General features: G+C 41.3%; 18 protein-coding genes and 1 pseudogene. 16 read left to right on the top strand and 3 right to left on the bottom strand.

What is annotated here, in order from left to right:
• Positions 1-299 precede the first annotated feature (299 nt).
• Positions 300-389: pseudogene (locus P7J36_RS08145) on the bottom strand (transposase); the annotation flags it as partial.
• A 99-nt stretch (positions 390-488) separates the two neighbouring features.
• Positions 489-1,841, bottom strand: coding sequence for a 23S rRNA (uracil(1939)-C(5))-methyltransferase RlmD (gene rlmD, locus P7J36_RS08140; protein ID WP_408551835.1), 1,353 nt, complete (start codon positions 1,839-1,841; stop codon positions 489-491).
• 37 nt (positions 1,842-1,878) lie between these two features.
• Between rlmD and recX the strand changes: the two genes are divergently transcribed.
• From recX to P7J36_RS08120, 4 genes are all read left to right on the top strand, one after another.
• Positions 1,879-2,655, top strand: a complete 777-nt coding sequence (gene recX / locus P7J36_RS08135) for a recombination regulator RecX (RefSeq protein WP_398582880.1) — start codon at positions 1,879-1,881, stop codon at positions 2,653-2,655.
• Between the two features lie 77 nt (positions 2,656-2,732).
• On the top strand, positions 2,733-3,266 hold the full coding sequence (gene ntdP, locus P7J36_RS08130; protein ID WP_004194106.1) for a nucleoside tri-diphosphate phosphatase: 534 nt from the start codon (positions 2,733-2,735) through the stop codon (positions 3,264-3,266).
• Positions 3,267-3,323: 57 nt separating this feature from the next.
• Positions 3,324-3,641: a DUF960 domain-containing protein gene (locus P7J36_RS08125; RefSeq protein ID WP_002942715.1), complete on the top strand. Its 318-nt coding sequence runs from the start codon at positions 3,324-3,326 to the stop codon at positions 3,639-3,641.
• 99 nt (positions 3,642-3,740) lie between these two features.
• Positions 3,741-4,472: a GntR family transcriptional regulator gene (locus P7J36_RS08120; protein ID WP_014735520.1), complete on the top strand. Its 732-nt coding sequence runs from the start codon at positions 3,741-3,743 to the stop codon at positions 4,470-4,472.
• A 138-nt stretch (positions 4,473-4,610) separates the two neighbouring features.
• Here the strand turns inward: P7J36_RS08120 and P7J36_RS08115 are convergent, their stop codons facing one another.
• A complete protein-coding gene (locus P7J36_RS08115; protein ID WP_015646515.1) occupies positions 4,611-5,321 on the bottom strand; it encodes a GntR family transcriptional regulator in 711 nt (236 codons plus the stop codon).
• 219 nt (positions 5,322-5,540) lie between these two features.
• Between P7J36_RS08115 and P7J36_RS08110 the strand changes: the two genes are divergently transcribed.
• From P7J36_RS08110 to P7J36_RS08055, 12 genes are all read left to right on the top strand, one after another.
• A complete protein-coding gene (locus tag P7J36_RS08110; RefSeq protein WP_408551834.1) occupies positions 5,541-7,313 on the top strand; it encodes a glycoside hydrolase family 35 protein in 1,773 nt (590 codons plus the stop codon).
• A 55-nt stretch (positions 7,314-7,368) separates the two neighbouring features.
• Positions 7,369-7,854, top strand: a complete 486-nt coding sequence (locus P7J36_RS08105) for a PTS sugar transporter subunit IIB (protein WP_398582597.1) — start codon at positions 7,369-7,371, stop codon at positions 7,852-7,854.
• A gap of 38 nt (positions 7,855-7,892) precedes the next feature.
• Complete coding sequence (locus P7J36_RS08100) at positions 7,893-8,789, top strand: PTS mannose/fructose/sorbose/N-acetylgalactosamine transporter subunit IIC (RefSeq protein WP_408551836.1); 897 nt, start codon at positions 7,893-7,895, stop codon at positions 8,787-8,789.
• Positions 8,776-9,594, top strand: coding sequence for a PTS system mannose/fructose/sorbose family transporter subunit IID (locus P7J36_RS08095; RefSeq protein WP_029186359.1), 819 nt, complete (start codon positions 8,776-8,778; stop codon positions 9,592-9,594). Before P7J36_RS08100 ends, P7J36_RS08095 begins: the two co-directional genes overlap by 14 nt.
• The gene (locus tag P7J36_RS08090; protein ID WP_398582596.1) at positions 9,594-9,995 is read left to right on the top strand and encodes a PTS sugar transporter subunit IIA; all 402 of its coding nucleotides are present in this window, start codon (positions 9,594-9,596) and stop codon (positions 9,993-9,995) included. Before P7J36_RS08095 ends, P7J36_RS08090 begins: the two co-directional genes overlap by 1 nt.
• Positions 9,996-10,210: 215 nt before the next feature.
• Positions 10,211-11,212: an aldose epimerase family protein gene (locus P7J36_RS08085; RefSeq protein ID WP_408551833.1), complete on the top strand. Its 1,002-nt coding sequence runs from the start codon at positions 10,211-10,213 to the stop codon at positions 11,210-11,212.
• Between the two features lie 107 nt (positions 11,213-11,319).
• A complete protein-coding gene (locus P7J36_RS08080; protein ID WP_002943432.1) occupies positions 11,320-11,574 on the top strand; it encodes a DUF1912 family protein in 255 nt (84 codons plus the stop codon).
• Between the two features lie 178 nt (positions 11,575-11,752).
• Positions 11,753-12,139 carry a helix-hairpin-helix domain-containing protein gene (locus P7J36_RS08075; protein ID WP_408551832.1) on the top strand — a complete coding sequence of 129 codons (387 nt, stop codon included), beginning with the start codon at positions 11,753-11,755 and terminating at the stop codon, positions 12,137-12,139.
• Positions 12,140-12,222: 83 nt separating this feature from the next.
• Positions 12,223-13,401 carry a hypothetical protein gene (locus tag P7J36_RS08070; protein ID WP_408551831.1) on the top strand — a complete coding sequence of 393 codons (1,179 nt, stop codon included), beginning with the start codon at positions 12,223-12,225 and terminating at the stop codon, positions 13,399-13,401.
• Positions 13,402-13,643: 242 nt separating this feature from the next.
• Positions 13,644-14,033, top strand: a complete 390-nt coding sequence (locus P7J36_RS08065) for a VOC family protein (protein WP_408551830.1) — start codon at positions 13,644-13,646, stop codon at positions 14,031-14,033.
• The gene (locus P7J36_RS08060; protein ID WP_408551829.1) at positions 14,030-14,605 is read left to right on the top strand and encodes a shikimate kinase; all 576 of its coding nucleotides are present in this window, start codon (positions 14,030-14,032) and stop codon (positions 14,603-14,605) included. Before P7J36_RS08065 ends, P7J36_RS08060 begins: the two co-directional genes overlap by 4 nt.
• Positions 14,606-14,719: 114 nt before the next feature.
• Complete coding sequence (locus P7J36_RS08055) at positions 14,720-17,371, top strand: valine--tRNA ligase (protein WP_408551828.1); 2,652 nt, start codon at positions 14,720-14,722, stop codon at positions 17,369-17,371.
• Positions 17,372-17,490: the final 119 nt, after the last annotated feature.

Below are 17,490 nucleotides of genomic sequence, written 5' to 3'. Positions count from 1 at the left end.
TTGAATGATTCCTTGTTTTAGTGATGTCATTTTCAATACTCGACGTCTGGCGTCCCACATACTTTGATAACATTCTTTCTAAAACAGGTGTCTTCCCAGTTTTTGATGCGACGTCTAGCGTCAAAAAGTCCCACGACTTAACAAGACACCTCTACTTTAGCATCTTGAGAATGAAAAAAGTAGTGAGTACTCTCTCCCGTCGGAGATTTCTTCATTACTAATCTTAGTATGTTTTCTATACTCAAAAAGGCTCCATAATCTCCACAGTGGATTTACCCACTACAGAAATTATAGAGCCTTTTCATCTTCCTGAAACCAAAGGCATTTCTTTTAATGACTTTGATGAGATTATTGGTAGCTTCCAGTTTGGCGCTTGAAAATGTGAGTTTTGTTGTTTTTCAGTGTAGGTCATATGGGACTTTTTTCTACACTCAAAAAGGCTCTATATGACCATAGTGGGTTTACCCGTCATAGTCATATAGTGCCTTTTATTTTTTGCTTAGTTTAACAACCGCCTCGGTCCGTGCTGTGTGGGGAAACATGTCGACAGATTGAATGTATTCTACCTTGTAGGCTTTGCTTAGCTCAACAAGGTCCCTTGCAAGGGTGGAGACGTTGCAGGATACGTAAACCATTTTAGCTGGTTTGTAATCCAAAATGGTTTTGAGGAGCTTTTCATCGAGTCCAGTTCGTGGAGGATCAACTACCAAGGCATCGGCCCTGTAGCCTTCTTGGTACCACTTTGGAATGATTTCTTCTGCTTTACCTGCCTCATAGTGGGTATTGGATAATCCCATTCGCTTAGCGTTTGCTTTAGCATCCTCGATGGCTTCTGGAATAATGTCCATACCTCGAACAGATTTGACCTTTTTAGCAAAGGCGAAGCCGATTGTGCCCACGCCACAGTAGGCATCAATCAAGTTTTCATCTCCTGAAATGTCCAAAGCCTTGACAGCCTCGCCGTAGAGAATTTCTGTTTGTTGGGGATTTAGTTGGTAAAATGCCCGTGGAGATAGTGAGAATTCGTAATCTAAAACAGCCTCATCGATAGCTTGTTCTCCCCATAAAATTTCTGTTTTCTCACCATAAATATCACTCGTTTTTTGTCTATTCCAGTTTAGAGCAATAGTGATTATACTTGGAAATTGACTGGTGAGTTCATCAATTAATTTAGTAAGATTAACCTGACAAGAGGTGATAAAAATCACTTGAACTTGACCTGTTTTTCGAGCCTTGCGGACCATAACCGTGCGGATTCCGTGTTGCTTGCGCTCATTGTAAATAGGAATACGGTGCTTGGTGAGTAGCTTTGCGATTCCGTTGATAATCTCTTGTGTTTCGGAATCTTGGACGTAACAATTCGTAATTCCAATCAAGCGATGGGAATTTTCTGCATAGAGACCGGCCTTGACTTGATCTTTGAAAGATCGAGTCTGGAACTGTAATTTGGCACGATAGTGGCTAGGCTTATCCATACCGATTGTTGGATAAATAGTGTAGTTTTCGTAGCCAGCTGGTTTGAACTTTTTTAGGGCCTGCTGCAAGAGATCTTGTTTGAAGTCTAATTGTTTATCATAGCGGAGGTGCATGATTTGACAACCACCACAGGCTTGATAGATGTCACAGGCAGGCTTGACTCGGAATTTTGATTCCTTGTTGATTTTTAACAATTTTGCTTCAACGAAATTTCGTTTGACTGAGGTAATTTGACAAAAAATTTCTTCCCCCTTAAGGGCACCAGGGACAAAGACCAGCGTTTTTTGATAAAAGCCGATTCCTTCGCCATTGATACCCATTCGTTTGATTTTTAAGGGGATTCGTTGGTTTACTTGTAGATTCATATTATTATTTTACCGAAAAATCCTGTATAATGAAAGAATGAGAATTACAAAAATTGAAAAGAAGAAACGTCTTTATTTACTTGAAGTGGATGGTCAGGATAGTTTGTATATTACGGAAGACACAATTGTTCGCTTCATGCTTAGTAAGGGCAAGGAAATCACGGAGCAGGAGTTTTGTGAGCTTCGCGATTTTGCTCAGTTTTCTTATGGGAAAAATCTAGCACTTTATTACCTTTCCTTCAAGCAACGTACCCAAAAAGAAGTTAGTGATTATCTAAAAAAATATGAAATTGAAGAAAACAATATTGTCAAGATTGTGACGGTATTAGAAGAGGAAAAATGGCTGGACGATGGGAATTATGTTGATAGCTATGTTCGTCAGAATGCTCTAAATGGAGATAAGGGACCAGCTATGATTCGTCAGAGGTTGATGCAGAAAGGAATTCCTAAACCGCTGATTGATAAAAGGCTGGCTGAGGAAGATTTTTCAGAGCTTGCTGGGAAGATTGGGGAGAAATTGGTGGGTAGATACCAAAGAAAGTTGCCTCTTCGAGCTTTGCAAGATAAAGTTGTACAGGGATTGATGGGTAAGGGGTTTTCTTATGAGTCAGCCAAACAAAGCCTGGGTCAGTTGGAACTTGTGGCTGATGAGGAAAATGAAGATGATTTAATCGCCAAGGAATTGGATAAGCAGTATAGAAAATATGGTCGTAAATATGAAGGCTATGAATTGAAGCAAAGGTTGATGCAGGCTTTGGCTCGCAAGGGCTTTGATTTTGATGCCATAAAATCTGCTCTTCGTGAATATCTGTGAGAAAAAGTTTCGCCTAGGTTGAAAAAATATGGTATAATAGTCAAGATAAATTGTAATAGTAGAAAGTTGGTAACAAAGTGAAATTACCAAAGGAAGGCGACTTTATTACTATTCAAAGTTATAAACATGACGGTGAAATTCATCGCACTTGGCGTGACACCATGGTATTAAAAACAACGGAAAATGCTATTATTGGAGTCAATAATCATACCTTAGTGACTGAAAATGATGGTAGGCGTTGGGTAACAAGAGAACCAGCAATCGTTTATTTTCATAAAAAATACTGGTTCAATATCATTGCCATGATTCGGGAAAACGGAGTTTCCTATTATTGTAACCTTGCTAGTCCATATGTTCTCGACAATGAGGCACTCAAATACATTGATTATGACCTAGATGTTAAGGTCTTTGCTGATGGTGAAAAGAGACTGCTGGATGTGGATGAATATGAGCGTCATCGTAAGGCGATGAAGTATTCGGATGATATTGATTTTATTTTGAAGGAAAATGTCAAGATACTGGTTGATTGGATTAATAACCAGCGTGGACCATTCTCTCCAGCCTACGTTAATATCTGGTACAAACGCTATTTAGAACTGAGAAGTAGATAAAGTTAGAAAAGAAAATCCTGTTTAACAGGCTTTTTTCTTATTGTAAAGGAGGGGCTTATGGCCTTTGAACAAACAAATGGGCGCTATGCAAGTTTTGGAGTTGTGACCTCGCTTCCCGGGGAAGTGATTGACAGTTTCTGGTATGTTATTGATCACTACTTAAAAGGAGTTATTCCTTTGAAAAATGTAATCCGTTTTTCTATCAAAAATCGTCGTGGTAAGATTACGCTGGTCTTTTCGCAGGAAGGTTATAAAAATGTACTGGCTGTAGATTTAAGTAGTCGTTTTGATCCTTTTTATCCCTCAACAATCTTGGTAATGGACAAGCAGGGAAAAGAGACCATTACTTTGCCAGATGAGGTGACCTTACTTTAGCTTGAAGAACTGGTATTTTATCACCTAAGATATTGTTAATATATGAAGTTTGGTGTAAAATAGATTTGTAAGCTTATGTGGGTTAGAAAGGAGGAGTCTATGGTTAGTCAAACTGTTGAAAAACCTCTCTATTTGCAGTTGGTTGATGAATTGGAAGTTGCAATTCGTGAGAGGATGGCTCCGAATGACAAGTTATTTTCAGAGCGTGAGTTGACACAGGTTTATGGTGTCAGTCGTATTACAGTTCGTTTGGCTTTGCAAGAATTGGAAAAACGGGGCTTAGTCTATAAGAAGCACGGTAAGGGAACCTATGTATCTGAGATTTCAGATACTGCAGTTGATTTGTCTCAGGCCTATAGTTTTACTGAGCAAATGAAAAAAATTGGGAAAGTACCGAGGACATCAATTTTATCCTTTGAATTGGTTAAGGCATCAGACTATATTGCGCAACATCTACAACTTAGTCAGGGTGAGGAAGTGTTTGAAGTTGAACGTTTGAGACTTGCCGATGAGATTCCGATGATGCTGGAAAGGACATATGTTCCTGCCTCGCTATTTCCTGGATTAGCTGCTCAGCGAATGAAGTCAACTCCCTTGTATGAAATTTTTTCAGAGGATTATCATCAGGTGATTCGTTTGGCAGAAGAAGAGTTCTATGCAAGTATTGCTTTGGATAATGAAGCTAAGATACTCGGGATTCCAAGCAATAGTCCAGTGCTTCATTTGGTAAGAAAAACCTATAATGATAAGAATAGAATTATCGAGTTTACGTTTAGTATTGCTAGAGCGGACCAGTTTCGTTACAAGATTACCCATCAACGGGGATATTAGAATTAATACTCTTCGAAAATCAAAATTATTCGTTGTCAAGAGCCTTGATGAAATCCAGTTCTATTTTCGGTTTCGTTTCCTAGACTACTTTTGATTGTTATTGGATATGAAAAAACGCGGACGTTAGTCTGCGTTTTTTTAGCGATGATTGGCTGTAATTTCAAATTTGTAATACTTCCAGTGTTTGTAAGTTTCAGTATATTCCATCACTTCACCGCTAGTACTGTTAGTAGTTGTTTTGTTTTGTAGTACAGCTGGTTCAGTCGCTTTTAATTTCAAATGAGTGGCAACCTCTTTTGGACATGGGCTGACAATTTCATTCGTTTCTACAAATGGTTCCTCGGACATGTGGATATTGTAGTCCAGTTTGAAGCGTTGATAGATTGATTGATAGTGCTCGAGTGGAGCATCTGGATTCTGGATATATCGTTGAGGGATGTATGAATTGTGGAAGATGTATGGAGTGTCTTCTGCTGCGCGGACGCGTACAATTTTATAATAAAACTCATTCTTGTCAAGATTTAGTTTTTCAAGGATATCGGGTTTATTGCCTTTTTCGCACGAGAGAACAGTAACCTTATCCTTATCCATAGGAAAAATCTCAATATCGGAAAATTCTACAAGACGTCCTTTGCGTGAACGGGATACAAAGGTTCCTTTACCTTGTTGACGAACGAGGTAGCCGTCTTTAACTAGTTCGTTTACTGCACGAATAACGGTGATAGAACTAACGTTAAATAGTTTTGTTAATTCAGATTCTGTGTAAAATTTGTCGCCATTTTCAAATTTGCCAGAGATAATTTGCTGGCGTAAGTCGTTTTGTATAAGCTGGTACTTAGGTACTTTCATACTTATTTCCTTCCTTTCTATGAATCATTATACTAAATTAGCTTATGAAAATCAAAAAATATAGCCGGAATCCATAAAAAATAGATGTAATCCCTTTCTGACTGATGAAATAGATGTATTTGTAAAAAAAAGTAAAAAATTTTTAAAAAGTACTGGACATAACCACAGATAAGTGTTATTATATTAACAGAAAGGTAAGCGGTTGCATCGGAGGAAGAAATGAAAGAATTTTATATTGGAGACCAATTTTATTTGGACGGTGAACCCTTTAAGATTTTATCAGGCGCGATTCATTATTTTCGTGTCCATCCTGATGATTGGTACCATTCTTTGTATAACTTAAAGGCCCTTGGTTTTAATACGGTTGAAACCTATGTCCCTTGGAATATGCATGAACCTCGAAAGGGTGAGTTTTGTTACGAGGGTATATTGGATATTGAGCGATTTTTGAAATTGGCTCAAGAATTAGGGCTTTATGCAATTGTACGTCCTTCCCCTTATATTTGTGCGGAGTGGGAATGGGGTGGCCTCCCTGCTTGGTTGATGAAGGAAGAGCTTAGAGTACGTTCGAGTGATTCGGTGTACTTGCAGCACTTAGATGAATATTACGCTTCTCTTATTCCTAAATTGGCCAAGCTCCAACTCGCACAGGGTGGAAATGTACTTATGTTCCAAGTGGAAAATGAGTATGGCTCTTATGGTGAGGAGAAGGAGTATCTAAGATCGGTGGCTGGCTTGATGCGTAAACATGGTCTAACTGCTCCCTTGTTTACCTCGGATGGTTCTTGGCGAGCAACATTACGTGCAGGAACCCTGATAGAGGACGATGTATTTGTAACAGGAAACTTTGGTTCTAAAGCTAGAGAGAATTTTGCAAATATGACGGCATTCTTTAATGAACATCAGAAGAATTGGCCACTCATGTGTATGGAATTTTGGGATGGTTGGTTCAATCGTTGGGGCGATGAGATTATTCGTAGAGAGCCGGAAGAAATGGTTGATTCGGTTATGGAATGTATCGAATTGGGCTCCTTGAATTTGTACATGTTCCATGGTGGAACAAATTTTGGTTTCATGAATGGTTGCTCTGCTCGTGGTCAAATTGATTTGCCTCAGGTAACTTCTTATGATTATGATGCTATATTGGATGAAGCTGGAAATCCTACTAAGAAGTTTTATCTTTTGCAACAACGTTTGAAGGAAACCTATCCAGATTTGGACTATGCTGAGCCACTGGTAAAAGAAGCCAAGGCCTTTCCAAGTGTGGACTTGAAGGATAAGGTAAGCCTTTTTGCTGTAGTAGAAAATGTAAGCGATTACTCTTTTGGCTTCTATCCGAAAAATATGGAAGAACTGGGGCAATCGACGGGCTATATCCTCTATAGAACGCAGTTAGAGCGGGATAAGGAGGAGGCAGAACGGCTTCGTGTCATTGATGCGCGTGACCGTATTCAAGTCTATGCGGATGGTCGTTGGGTTACCACACAATACCAGACAGAAATTGGTGAGGATATTGACTTGGAATTTCAATCTAACCATCTGGAATTGGCCGTCTTGGTTGAAAACATGGGACGGGTCAATTATGGTCATAAGTTGACAGCACCGACACAGTCTAAAGGGTTGGGTCGTGGTGCCATAGCAGACCTGCACTATATTGGCAATTGGGATATGTATCCATTGCCACTGGATGATATTTCTGATCTGGATTTCACGAAAGAGTGGCAGGAGGGTCAACCAGCCTTCTATCGCTATCAGTTTGAAGTGGAAGAGCTGGCAGACACTTACTTAGACATGACAGGTTTTGGTAAGGGTGTCGTATTTGTTAATAATGTCAATATCGGACGTTTCTGGGAAAAAGGTCCAATCCTCTATCTCTATATTCCAAAAGGATACTTAAAGAAAGGAGTTAATGAAATAGTCGTTTTTGAAACGGAAGGGCAATATAGAGACAAGATTAGCTTTTCACAGGAGCCCGTTTATAAAGAAGTGTAGGTGTTCTGCAGAGAACATCTAACAAAAAGATTTATGAAGAAAAGGAGAACACTGTATGGCAATTATTGCTACACGTATTGACGGTCGTTTGATTCACGGTCAGGTTGCTAACCTTTGGACTACAAAATTAAATATTAGTCGGATTATGGTTATTGACGATGCTGTTGCTCAAAATGATATTGAAAAACAAGGTTTGAAATTAGCTTGCCCACCAGGTGTGAAATTATCAATTTTACCAATTGAAAAGGCTGCTAATAACATTAAGGAAGGTAAATACGATACTCAACGACTATTGATTGTCGCCCGTCGTCCAGAAAATTTCTTACGTTTAGTTGAATATGGGGTAGATCTTCCTGAGTTAAACGTAGGGAATATGTCACAATCACCAGAAACTCGCTCTGTTACTCGTTCTATCAACGTTGTTGATAAAGACATCGCTGATTTCGATGCCTTGGCAGCCAAGGGTGTAAAATTATTTGCACAAATGGTACCTGGCGATTCACCAAAAGACTTTATGCCATTATTGGATAAGGTTAGATAACATTCGGATATTTTTGAAAAATTTAAAGGAGGATCACTATTATGCAATGGTGGCAAATATTACTTCTAACGCTCTACTCTGCTTACCAGATTTGTGATGAGTTGACCATCGTATCGTCAGCAGGCTCACCAATCTTTGCAGGGTTCATCACTGGTTTGATCATGGGGGACATGGCAACTGGTTTGACAATCGGAGCGTCTCTTCAATTGATGGTACTCGGTGTGGGTACCTTCGGTGGTGCATCTCGTATCGACGCAACTTCTGGTGCGGTTCTTGCAACAGCTTTCTCAGTATCACAAGGTATTGATCCAGAGCTTGCCGTATCTACTATCGCAGTTCCAGTAGCAGCGCTTCTTGTTTATACAGATATTGCTGGTCGTTTCTCAACTACTTTCTTTGCACACCGTGTAGATGCTGCGATTGAACGCTTTGACTACGCTGGTATCGAACGCAACTACCTGCTTGGTGCAATTCCTTGGGCACTTTCTCGTGCACTTCCAGTTTTCCTTGCCCTTGCTTTCGGTGGTGAGTTTGTAGATGCAATGGTTAAGACTATTGAACAATACCAATGGATTGCCAACGGTTTGACGCTTGCAGCTCGTATGCTTCCAGGTCTTGGTTTTGCAATCTTACTTCACTATCTTCCACTTAAACGTAACCTTCACTACTTGGCGGTAGGTTTCGCTCTTACAGCTATGTTGACTGTTCTTTACGGTAACGTATCAGCTTTGGGTGGTGCAGTTGCTGGTATCGTTGGCACTCTTCCTGAAGATGCAGGCGTAAGCTTTGTCAATAACTTCAAAGGTTTGTCAATGATTGGTATCGCTATTGTGGGTGCATTCCTTTCAGTGCTTCACTTCAAAAATAGCCAAAAAGTAACTGTGGTTGCTCCATCACATTCAGAAAGTGGGGAAATTGAAGATGACGAAATCTAATTACAAATTAACAAAAGAAGATTTTAATCAAATCAACAAACGTAGTTTATTCACTTTCCAACTTGGTTGGAACTATGAGCGGATGCAGGCATCTGGCTACCTCTACATGATTTTGCCACAATTGCGTAAAATGTATGGAGATGGTACTCCTGAGTTGAAGGAAATGATGAAATTGCATACTCAGTTCTTCAATACTTCACCATTTTTCCATACCATCATCACAGGTATTGACTTGGCACTTGAAGAAAGTGACGGTGTGGCTTCTAAAGATGCGGTTAACGGTATTAAAACTGGTTTGATGGGACCATTTGCCCCAATTGGTGACTCCATCTTTGGATCCTTAGTTCCAGCAATCATGGGTACTGTAGCAGCGACTATGGGGAAAGAAGGTTCTCCGGTTGGTATTTTCCTTTGGGTTGCTGTAGCAGTTGCTTATGATATTTTCCGTTGGAAACAGTTGGAAGTTGCTTACAAGGAAGGTACTAAGTTGATTACTACCATGCGTGATAAGTTGACTGCTCTTGTGGATGCAGCCTCTGTAATGGGTGTCTTCATGATGGGGGCCTTGATTGCGACTATGATCAATTTTGAAGTGACTTGGGCTCCTCAGATTGGTGAGAAAGTTATTGATGTACAAGACTTGCTCAACACAATCTTCCCTCGCCTTGTTCCAGCTGTCTTTACAGGATTTGTATTCTGGTTGCTCGGTCGTAAAGGTATGACCTCTACCAAGGCTATCTTGATCATCATTGCGCTTGCTCTTTGCTTGTCAGCAATCGGTCACTTCGCATTTGGTATGGCATAATGGCTAGAAGTTTAGTATTAGTAAGTCATGGTATCTTCTGCGAGGAGTTGAAAAAATCTACTGAAATGATTATGGGTCCTCAAGAGGACATCTATACAGTAGCTTTATTACCAGAAGAAGGTCCAGAAGACTTCCAGAAAAAATTTGAAGAAACAATTGCAGGATTGGAAGATTTCGTTGTCTTCGCAGACTTGTTGGGTGGTACACCAGCCAACGTCGTATCACGGAAATTGATTGAAGGTGGGCAGTTTGACCTCTATGCAGGTATGAACATGCCAATGGTTATCGGCTTCTTGAACGGCGTCCTGCTGGGAGAGGCTGTGGATTATGTCGAATTTGGGACAAGCAACCTAGTTCATGTCAATAGCCTATTAACAAGTGATAGCGATGATGAGGAGTGAAACAGTTCGGTGAACTGTTTCAGCTGGTCACTTTGAAATAAGAAAGTGACCACAGAAAGCTCGAGCCTAGAAATAAGAGAGTGAGGCTAACTCAGCCGATTGTTACAGACGGATTTGATTTTCGTTAATTATAAAATGTTCTATAGTTGATAGGCTTTAAGTATCCTGAGGGAGTTGCAATAGTAACTCCCTCATTTGGCTTATGAGGAAAAGAAATGATTGAAGTAAAAATATTTGGTGAAAAAGCGAAACTGTATTGCTTGGAAAACAAGAATGGCATGCAGGTCAGTCTGACGGATTTTGGCGCCAGAGTGGTGGAAGTGCTTCTGCCAGTAGAAGAAAATGGCGGTTTACGAAATGTTAGTTTGGCAGCAGGGTCAGATCTTGATTACCGCAAGACAGATTTGTATCCTGGTTCAACAATTATCCCAGTAGCGGGGCGTATTTCAGGAGCCCAAGCTGAGATAAAGGGAACCAGTTATCAGTTCACAGAAAATGAACCAGATCGGACCTTGCATGGTGGGGTTGACACGGCAAATGAGCAGTACTGGGACGTTGAGCTAGACCATGAGAGAAATCAAGTGACCTTTGCTATGGTCCTAAAAGATGGTTTTAATGGCTTTCCTGGTGATGTGAGGGTCAAGGCTATTTATTGTTTGACGGATAAAAATGAATTGACAGTTGACTACCAGGCTGTATCGGATAAGGATACGATTTTTAATCCGACCAACCATATCTATTTTAACTTGACTGGTGATTTTCAACGGTCAGTTGCCGAGCACCGTATTAAAATTGCTGCGAATCACTATGCTCCGCTTGGGGAGGATAACCTGCCAACGGGCGTCTTAGAAGATGTGACAGGGACGCCGTTTGATTTTAGAGATTTTGCGCCTTTTGCTCAGGGATTTGATAGCCAATATCCTCAAAATGTGTTGGTAAAAGGCTATGACCACCCATGGTTATTGGAAGAGGTGGATATTCCGGTAGAAGTTTTGAGTCCAGATGGGAAAATTGGACTCAGTGTCAAAACCAACCAGCCATCAGTGGTTATCTACACCTACAATTATCCTGTCGAGGCTTTGGCTGCCTATCATGGAGCTTTTAGCTTGGAATGTCAGGCCTTGCCGAATGCATGCAACCTAGATGGATTCGGCTCTATTTTGCTGGAAAAAGATGAGGAATTCTTGTCCCAGACTGTTTATCAATTTACATGGTAAGAATGAGAAGCTCTAACTGTTGTACAGATAGGGCTTCTTGTCTTTTTTGGAAAATGTGGTATAATAAATCGGTGTGTTTCGATTGAAGCAGACGAAAGAGGAAAATAATGACAAAAGAACAAGAATTTTTAAAGGAATTTGAAGCTTGGGTCAACACTCAGGTCATGGTAAACGAGATGGCGGTTGAAGAAAGTCGTCGTGTCTTGGAAGAAGACAAAGATGAGCGTGCAGCAGATGCTTATATTCGTTATGAGAGCAAGTTGGATGCCTATCGATTCATTCAAGGGAAATTTGCCAACTACCACGCTGGCAAAGGTTTTCATGATTTACCAGATGAGTTGTTTGGTCAAAGGCATTATTAAGAAACTATATTCACGGTTCAGCATTTCTATCTAAGGCTAGTTCTTCAGCTATTCATCGTTGTTTTTTTCAAAATACAGTCAGTATTTCCTCAAAAAACTGCCTTGATTAGTAAAAAACTATTTCTTATATATAAGCACTTTACTTGTGAGTACAGGTTCTGAGGAGAAAGGAGTTAACATGGCAAAGAAAAAAGTAAATCGAAAAAAACAATTGAAAAAACAATTAGCAGACTTGAAACGTGCAGGTCGTGTAGGTCTTGAAAGAGCTGCAGAGGTAGTAGAGACAGTTGCTCACAAGGCTGAGGCTGTAGTAGAGCATGCTGTGGAACAAGTGAAAGAAGTTGTAGCAGAGGCGACTTCTTCAGCGACTTCATTGGAAGACTTTTTGGCACTTCCTGAGTTGGAAGGCATTGCGGTAGCACGTTTGGAAACCTTCTACGAAGCAGGTATTCAATCTGTGGTTGATTTTGCAAACCACACAGAAAAAGAGCTCTTGGCTCTTAAAGGCATTGGTCCTGCAACTATCAAGCAGTTGAAAGAAAAAGGGATTGACTTGAAAGCTTAATATAACAGAAACCAACTGAAATGAGTTGGTTTTTTTACGTCTTCTTGCTATAATAGAAGTAGAATATTCAAGGAGAAAAGTCAATGGCAAAGAAGAAAAATCGGAAAAAAGAAATGAGACACGCTAAACACAATGGAGATAATATTATACAGTTTAGTGATTTTCAATCTCCTAATTCTCTAAGCCAATTGTCGCAAACAGATATGCGTAAAGCATTTGAATTGACTAGAGGATTTTTTGTAACAGATGATGAGTTTTATATTGATGAACTAAGAGAGCTGTTGTATGCGGCAGGAAGTAAGGATGCGGAAACGGAGTGGTTCGAGGAGATTATGGAAATATCCCAGAAAAAGCACCGCATTCGAGAGTTAAAAAAACTGCTTGCAACTTATCCTCATTATCTGGATGCAAAATTTCAATTACTGTTGGAAACTGGGGATGGAGTGATTGATCGAGCATATTTAGAGAAGATGCTGGTGATACAGGATGAAATAGTTGAACATTGGGCAGAACTAGATTATTCCGATTGGTTTTCCATTGAGGCTAGGTCAGTCTTGCAAATGCTTGGTTTTTTAACAGAAATTTACTTGATCAATGGTTTTTCAAATTTAGCCTTAAAACTGGTTGAACTTCTTCGTTCTAAAATTGAGGAAGGATTTCCACCGGGCTATTTTCATACCATGTTAGCTACCTATCTTCATTTGTATCAATTTGATGAAATCGAAAGTCTGTATCAGTGGTCACTCGAGAAGAACTGGGAGGACGATGGCGTTTTAGTTTATCAAATTATGGCCCAGTTATTACAAGGAAAATTTACAAAGGCGGAAGAGTTGTTTAAGCGCTTAGCAGACTTAAATAGCAAAGCGGTTGAGGCCTTTCAATCAGACAGTTGGCTGGATCTTGTGAGTGTGTCCATCCAATTAACTTTTTACAAACCATACACGGTTCACTCTATCTATATCGCTTTAAATGCTGCAACCATGTTCTTAGAGACAAAACCGTTTTTAGTCGAGGGAATGGTTGCCTTGGCGGAATCCTATGCGAATACATTGCCAAATTCTCCTAAGAAATTTAGAAAATTTTTGGAAGAACCATTTTTAGAAGGGATAGGACATTCAAGAGCAATAAATCTCTTTTACGGAGGGATACATAGCAAGGCTGATTTTAAGAAAAAGACAGAGCAGGAAATATTGTCCATAAAAGGAATCGGCCCAGGAACAATCAAAAAATTAAAGGAAAATGGTGTTGTTTTCAAAAAATAGAATTGATTGATTTTTTCTAAATATTTTGATAGAATAAAGCCATTCAGAGGTGTTTTGAGCCCCATTTGTCACAGGAAGCGGTGGTACTGAGAAATCCGCACAAATGTCAAAACTGGTTGCTGATGATATGAATCGAATAAGCAAAGTGCAGATAATGTATCTGAACAAGGGTGGTACCGCGGAATAACTTCGTCCCTGTCTAGTAAGTCTAGGCAGGGATTTTCGTTTGGAAAGGAGAAGATATGCTACATCATGTTGAAATTTATGTTTCTGACTTGGAAACCTCGCGTGCATTTTACGACTTTCTCCTGACCAAGCTGGGCTACTCGCTCTATCAGGAGTGGGAGGCCGGGCTATCTTATAAAAAAGCAGAGCAGTACCTGGTCTTTGTCCAAACGCCACAGGACTTCCTAGAGGCAGGCTATCACCGGTGCCGTACAGGTCTCAATCATCTAGCCTTTCATGCGGGCACACCTGATGAGATTGACCAATGGCGGAAGGAATTTTTGACTAGACGAGTCAAACTGCTCTACGATGACCGCTATCCACATGCAGGAGGACCAGACCACTATGCCCTCTATCTAGAAGACCCAGATGGGATTAAGATAGAGTTGGTGGGGGAGGCAATATGAATCTAATTATTATTGGAGCACAAGCTTCTGGCAAGATGACCGTTGGGCAGGAAGTTGAGAAATTGACAGGGATGACACTCTTTCATAATCATGATTCGATTGATTTTAGCCTACGATTTATTCCAGAATTTTCTGAGGATATGTTTGACCTCAATACACGTATTACATTTGCTGTTTATGATGTATTTGCTAGGTCAGGCCGCCCACTGATTGGAACTGCCTTGATTAATTTTAAAAATCCCATAGATGTTCAATTTCTTACAACAGTTCAGACGATTTTTCATTATCATGGTCAGGAAATTTTATTTGTTGAATTGGAAACTGCTTTAGAAGAACGTCTGCGGCGTAATCGGACAGAGAATCGACTGACCCATAAACCTTTGAAACGAAACATTGAAGTTTCAGAGGCTGAGATTCTTTCTACAGCTGAGACATGTCAATACACCTCATTAGGCATTCCAGAGGGCATTCAGCATTATCTCAAAATTAATAATACCCATCTTTCTGCCAATGACGTAGCTCAACTGATTATCCAAAAAATGGAAGAGCTTGAGCAAGAACAAACGAAATAGCCAACCCAAAGGACTGACTACTTCTAGGAGATTATATGAAAAAGAATTGGGCTATTTCTAGCTTGAGGATAGTATAAACCAATTTTCTTAAAAAATACTAAAGGAGAAAAATTAATGTCAAAAGAATTATCACCAAAATACAATCCAGCCGAGGTTGAGGCTGGTCGTTACCAAACTTGGTTGGACCAAGATGTCTTTAAGCCATCGGGCGATGCGGAGGCCAAGCCTTATTCGATCGTCATTCCGCCACCAAACGTAACAGGTAAGTTGCACTTGGGACACGCTTGGGATACAACCCTTCAAGACATCATCATCCGCCAAAAACGCATGCAGGGCTTTGACACCCTCTGGCTTCCAGGTATGGACCATGCGGGGATTGCCACTCAAGCTAAGGTTGAGGAACGTTTGCGGGAGCAAGGCGTGACCCGTTATGACTTGGGTCGTGAAAAATTTCTCGATAAAGTCTGGGAATGGAAGGATGAGTACGCAGCGACCATTCGCGAGCAATGGGGCAAGTTGGGTCTGTCTCTGGACTACCAACGTGACCGCTTCACGCTGGACGAAGGCTTGTCAAAAGCCGTTCGCAAGGTCTTTGTAGAACTCTACAAAAAAGGCTGGATCTACCGTGGCGAGTTTATCATCAACTGGGACCCAGCAGCCAGAACTGCCCTTTCTGATATCGAAGTGATCCACAAGGACGTAGAAGGTGCTTTCTATCACATGAATTACATGTTGGAAGATGGTTCTCGTGCCCTTCAAGTTGCGACAACCCGTCCTGAAACCATGTTCGGTGACGTTGCGGTTGCGGTCAATCCAGAAGACCCACGTTACAAGGACTTGATTGGCAAAAACGTTATCCTGCCAATCGTTAACAAGCCAATCCCAATCGTTGCCGATGAGCACGCAGATCCAGAATTTGGTACAGGGGTTGTGAAAATCACGCCAGCCCACGATCCGAATGACTTCCTCGTTGGCCAACGCCACAATCTGCCACAAGTCAATGTTATGAACGATGATGGTACTATGAACGAGCTCGCAGGTGAATTTGCAGGTATGGACCGCTTTGAAGCCCGTAAGGCAACGGTTGCTAAGTTGCAAGAACTGGGTGCCCTTGTGGAAATCGAAAACCGTGTGCATTCAGTAGGTCACTCGGAGCGTACAGGTGTTGTAGTCGAGCCACGCTTGTCAACTCAATGGTTTGTCAAAATGGACCAACTGGCGAAGAATGCCATTGCCAACCAAGACACAGCTGATAAGGTAGAATTTTACCCACCACGTTTCAACGATACCTTCCTACAATGGATGGAAAATGTACACGACTGGGTTATCTCTCGTCAGCTTTGGTGGGGTCATCAGATTCCAGCATGGTATAACGAATCTGGCGAAATGTACGTCGGAGAAGAGGCTCCAGCAGGTGACGGTTGGGTACAGGATGAGGATGTCCTAGACACCTGGTTCAGCTCTGCCCTTTGGCCATTCTCAACCATGGGCTGGCCTGACGAAAATGCGGCGGACTTCCAGCGTTACTTCCCAACCTCAACCTTGGTAACGGGCTACGACATCATCTTCTTCTGGGTGTCGCGGATGATTTTCCAATCGCTTGAGTTCACAGGTCGTCAGCCATTCAAGAACGTGCTGATCCACGGTTTGATCCGTGATGAAGAAGGTCGCAAGATGTCCAAGTCGCTCGGAAACGGTATCGACCCAATGGATGTCATTGAGAAATACGGTGCGGACGCTTTGCGTTGGTTCTTGTCAAACGGCTCTGCCCCTGGTCAAGATGTTCGCTTCTCTTATGAGAAGATGGACGCATCTTGGAACTTCATCAACAAGATTTGGAACATTTCCCGCTATATCCTCATGAACAATGAAGGCCTGACCTTGGATGCGGCGCGTGAGAATGTTGCCAAAGTTGCAGCTGGAGAGGCTGGCAACGTGACGGACCGCTGGATTCTCCACAACCTTAACGAAACCATTGCCAAGGTCACTGAAAACTTCGACAAGTTCGAGTTTGGTGTGGCTGGTCACATCCTCTACAACTTCATCTGGGAAGAGTTCGCCAACTGGTATGTCGAGCTGACCAAGGAAGTACTTTACAGCGACAATGAGGCTGAGAAAGTTAAGACCCGCTCTGTCCTTCTCTACACGCTGGACCAAATCCTTCGCCTCCTCCACCCAATCATGCCGTTTGTGACGGAAGAGATCTTCGCCCAGTACGCAGAGGGCTCTATCGTGGTGGCGGCCTACCCTGTTGTCAACCCAGCCTTTGACAATGCTGGAGCTCATAAGGGAGTGGAAAGCCTTAAGGATCTGATTCGTTCGGTGCGAAATAGCAGAGCAGAAGTGAATGTTGCTCCTTCTAAGCCGATTACCATTTTGATTAAGACAGCGGATAGCGAGCTTGAAACCTTCTTCAAGGCAAATGAAAACTACATCCGACGCTTTACAAACCCAGAACATCTGGAAATCAGCTCAAGCATTGCTGCACCAGAATTAGCCATGTCAGCTGTTATCACCGGTGCTGAAATCTTCTTGCCATTAGCAGACCTCCTCAACGTCGAAGAAGAGTTGGCTCGTCTAGACAAAGAACTCGCCAAGTGGCAAAAAGAACTAGACATGGTCGGCAAAAAACTCAGCAACGAACGCTTCATCGCCAACGCCAAACCAGAAGTCGTTGAAAAAGAAAAAGAAAAACAAGCCGACTACCAAGCTAAGTATGATGCGACAGTAGGACGGATTGAAGAGATGAAAAAGTTGGTGGGGTAACTGATAAAATACGATGACATTTGAATTTTTGTCAGCTAGGGAAATGCTGGATAATTTGATTAAAACACGGATATTTTCCGTGTTTTATGATACACTATAGCTGATACTTAGAATAGATT

This window comes from Streptococcus suis (genome assembly GCF_046032115.1).
In the GTDB taxonomy this organism is placed as follows: domain Bacteria; phylum Bacillota; class Bacilli; order Lactobacillales; family Streptococcaceae; genus Streptococcus; species Streptococcus suis_AJ.
Note: the sequence above shows the minus strand (reverse complement) of the source record. Positions and strands in the feature narration are given on the sequence as shown.

Coding starts and splice junctions, on each gene's coding strand:
- rlmD (WP_408551835.1), bottom strand. CDS start 1,841: ATGAATCTACAAGTAAACCAACGAATCCCCTTAAAAATCAAACGAATG.
- recX (WP_398582880.1), top strand. CDS start 1,879: ATGAGAATTACAAAAATTGAAAAGAAGAAACGTCTTTATTTACTTGAA.
- P7J36_RS08125 (WP_002942715.1), top strand. CDS start 3,324: ATGGCCTTTGAACAAACAAATGGGCGCTATGCAAGTTTTGGAGTTGTG.
- P7J36_RS08120 (WP_014735520.1), top strand. CDS start 3,741: ATGGTTAGTCAAACTGTTGAAAAACCTCTCTATTTGCAGTTGGTTGAT.
- P7J36_RS08115 (WP_015646515.1), bottom strand. CDS start 5,321: ATGAAAGTACCTAAGTACCAGCTTATACAAAACGACTTACGCCAGCAA.
- P7J36_RS08110 (WP_408551834.1), top strand. CDS start 5,541: ATGAAAGAATTTTATATTGGAGACCAATTTTATTTGGACGGTGAACCC.
- P7J36_RS08105 (WP_398582597.1), top strand. CDS start 7,369: ATGGCAATTATTGCTACACGTATTGACGGTCGTTTGATTCACGGTCAG.
- P7J36_RS08095 (WP_029186359.1), top strand. CDS start 8,776: ATGACGAAATCTAATTACAAATTAACAAAAGAAGATTTTAATCAAATC.
- P7J36_RS08090 (WP_398582596.1), top strand. CDS start 9,594: ATGGCTAGAAGTTTAGTATTAGTAAGTCATGGTATCTTCTGCGAGGAG.
- P7J36_RS08085 (WP_408551833.1), top strand. CDS start 10,211: ATGATTGAAGTAAAAATATTTGGTGAAAAAGCGAAACTGTATTGCTTG.
- P7J36_RS08080 (WP_002943432.1), top strand. CDS start 11,320: ATGACAAAAGAACAAGAATTTTTAAAGGAATTTGAAGCTTGGGTCAAC.
- P7J36_RS08075 (WP_408551832.1), top strand. CDS start 11,753: ATGGCAAAGAAAAAAGTAAATCGAAAAAAACAATTGAAAAAACAATTA.
- P7J36_RS08070 (WP_408551831.1), top strand. CDS start 12,223: ATGGCAAAGAAGAAAAATCGGAAAAAAGAAATGAGACACGCTAAACAC.
- P7J36_RS08065 (WP_408551830.1), top strand. CDS start 13,644: ATGCTACATCATGTTGAAATTTATGTTTCTGACTTGGAAACCTCGCGT.
- P7J36_RS08060 (WP_408551829.1), top strand. CDS start 14,030: ATGAATCTAATTATTATTGGAGCACAAGCTTCTGGCAAGATGACCGTT.
- P7J36_RS08055 (WP_408551828.1), top strand. CDS start 14,720: ATGTCAAAAGAATTATCACCAAAATACAATCCAGCCGAGGTTGAGGCT.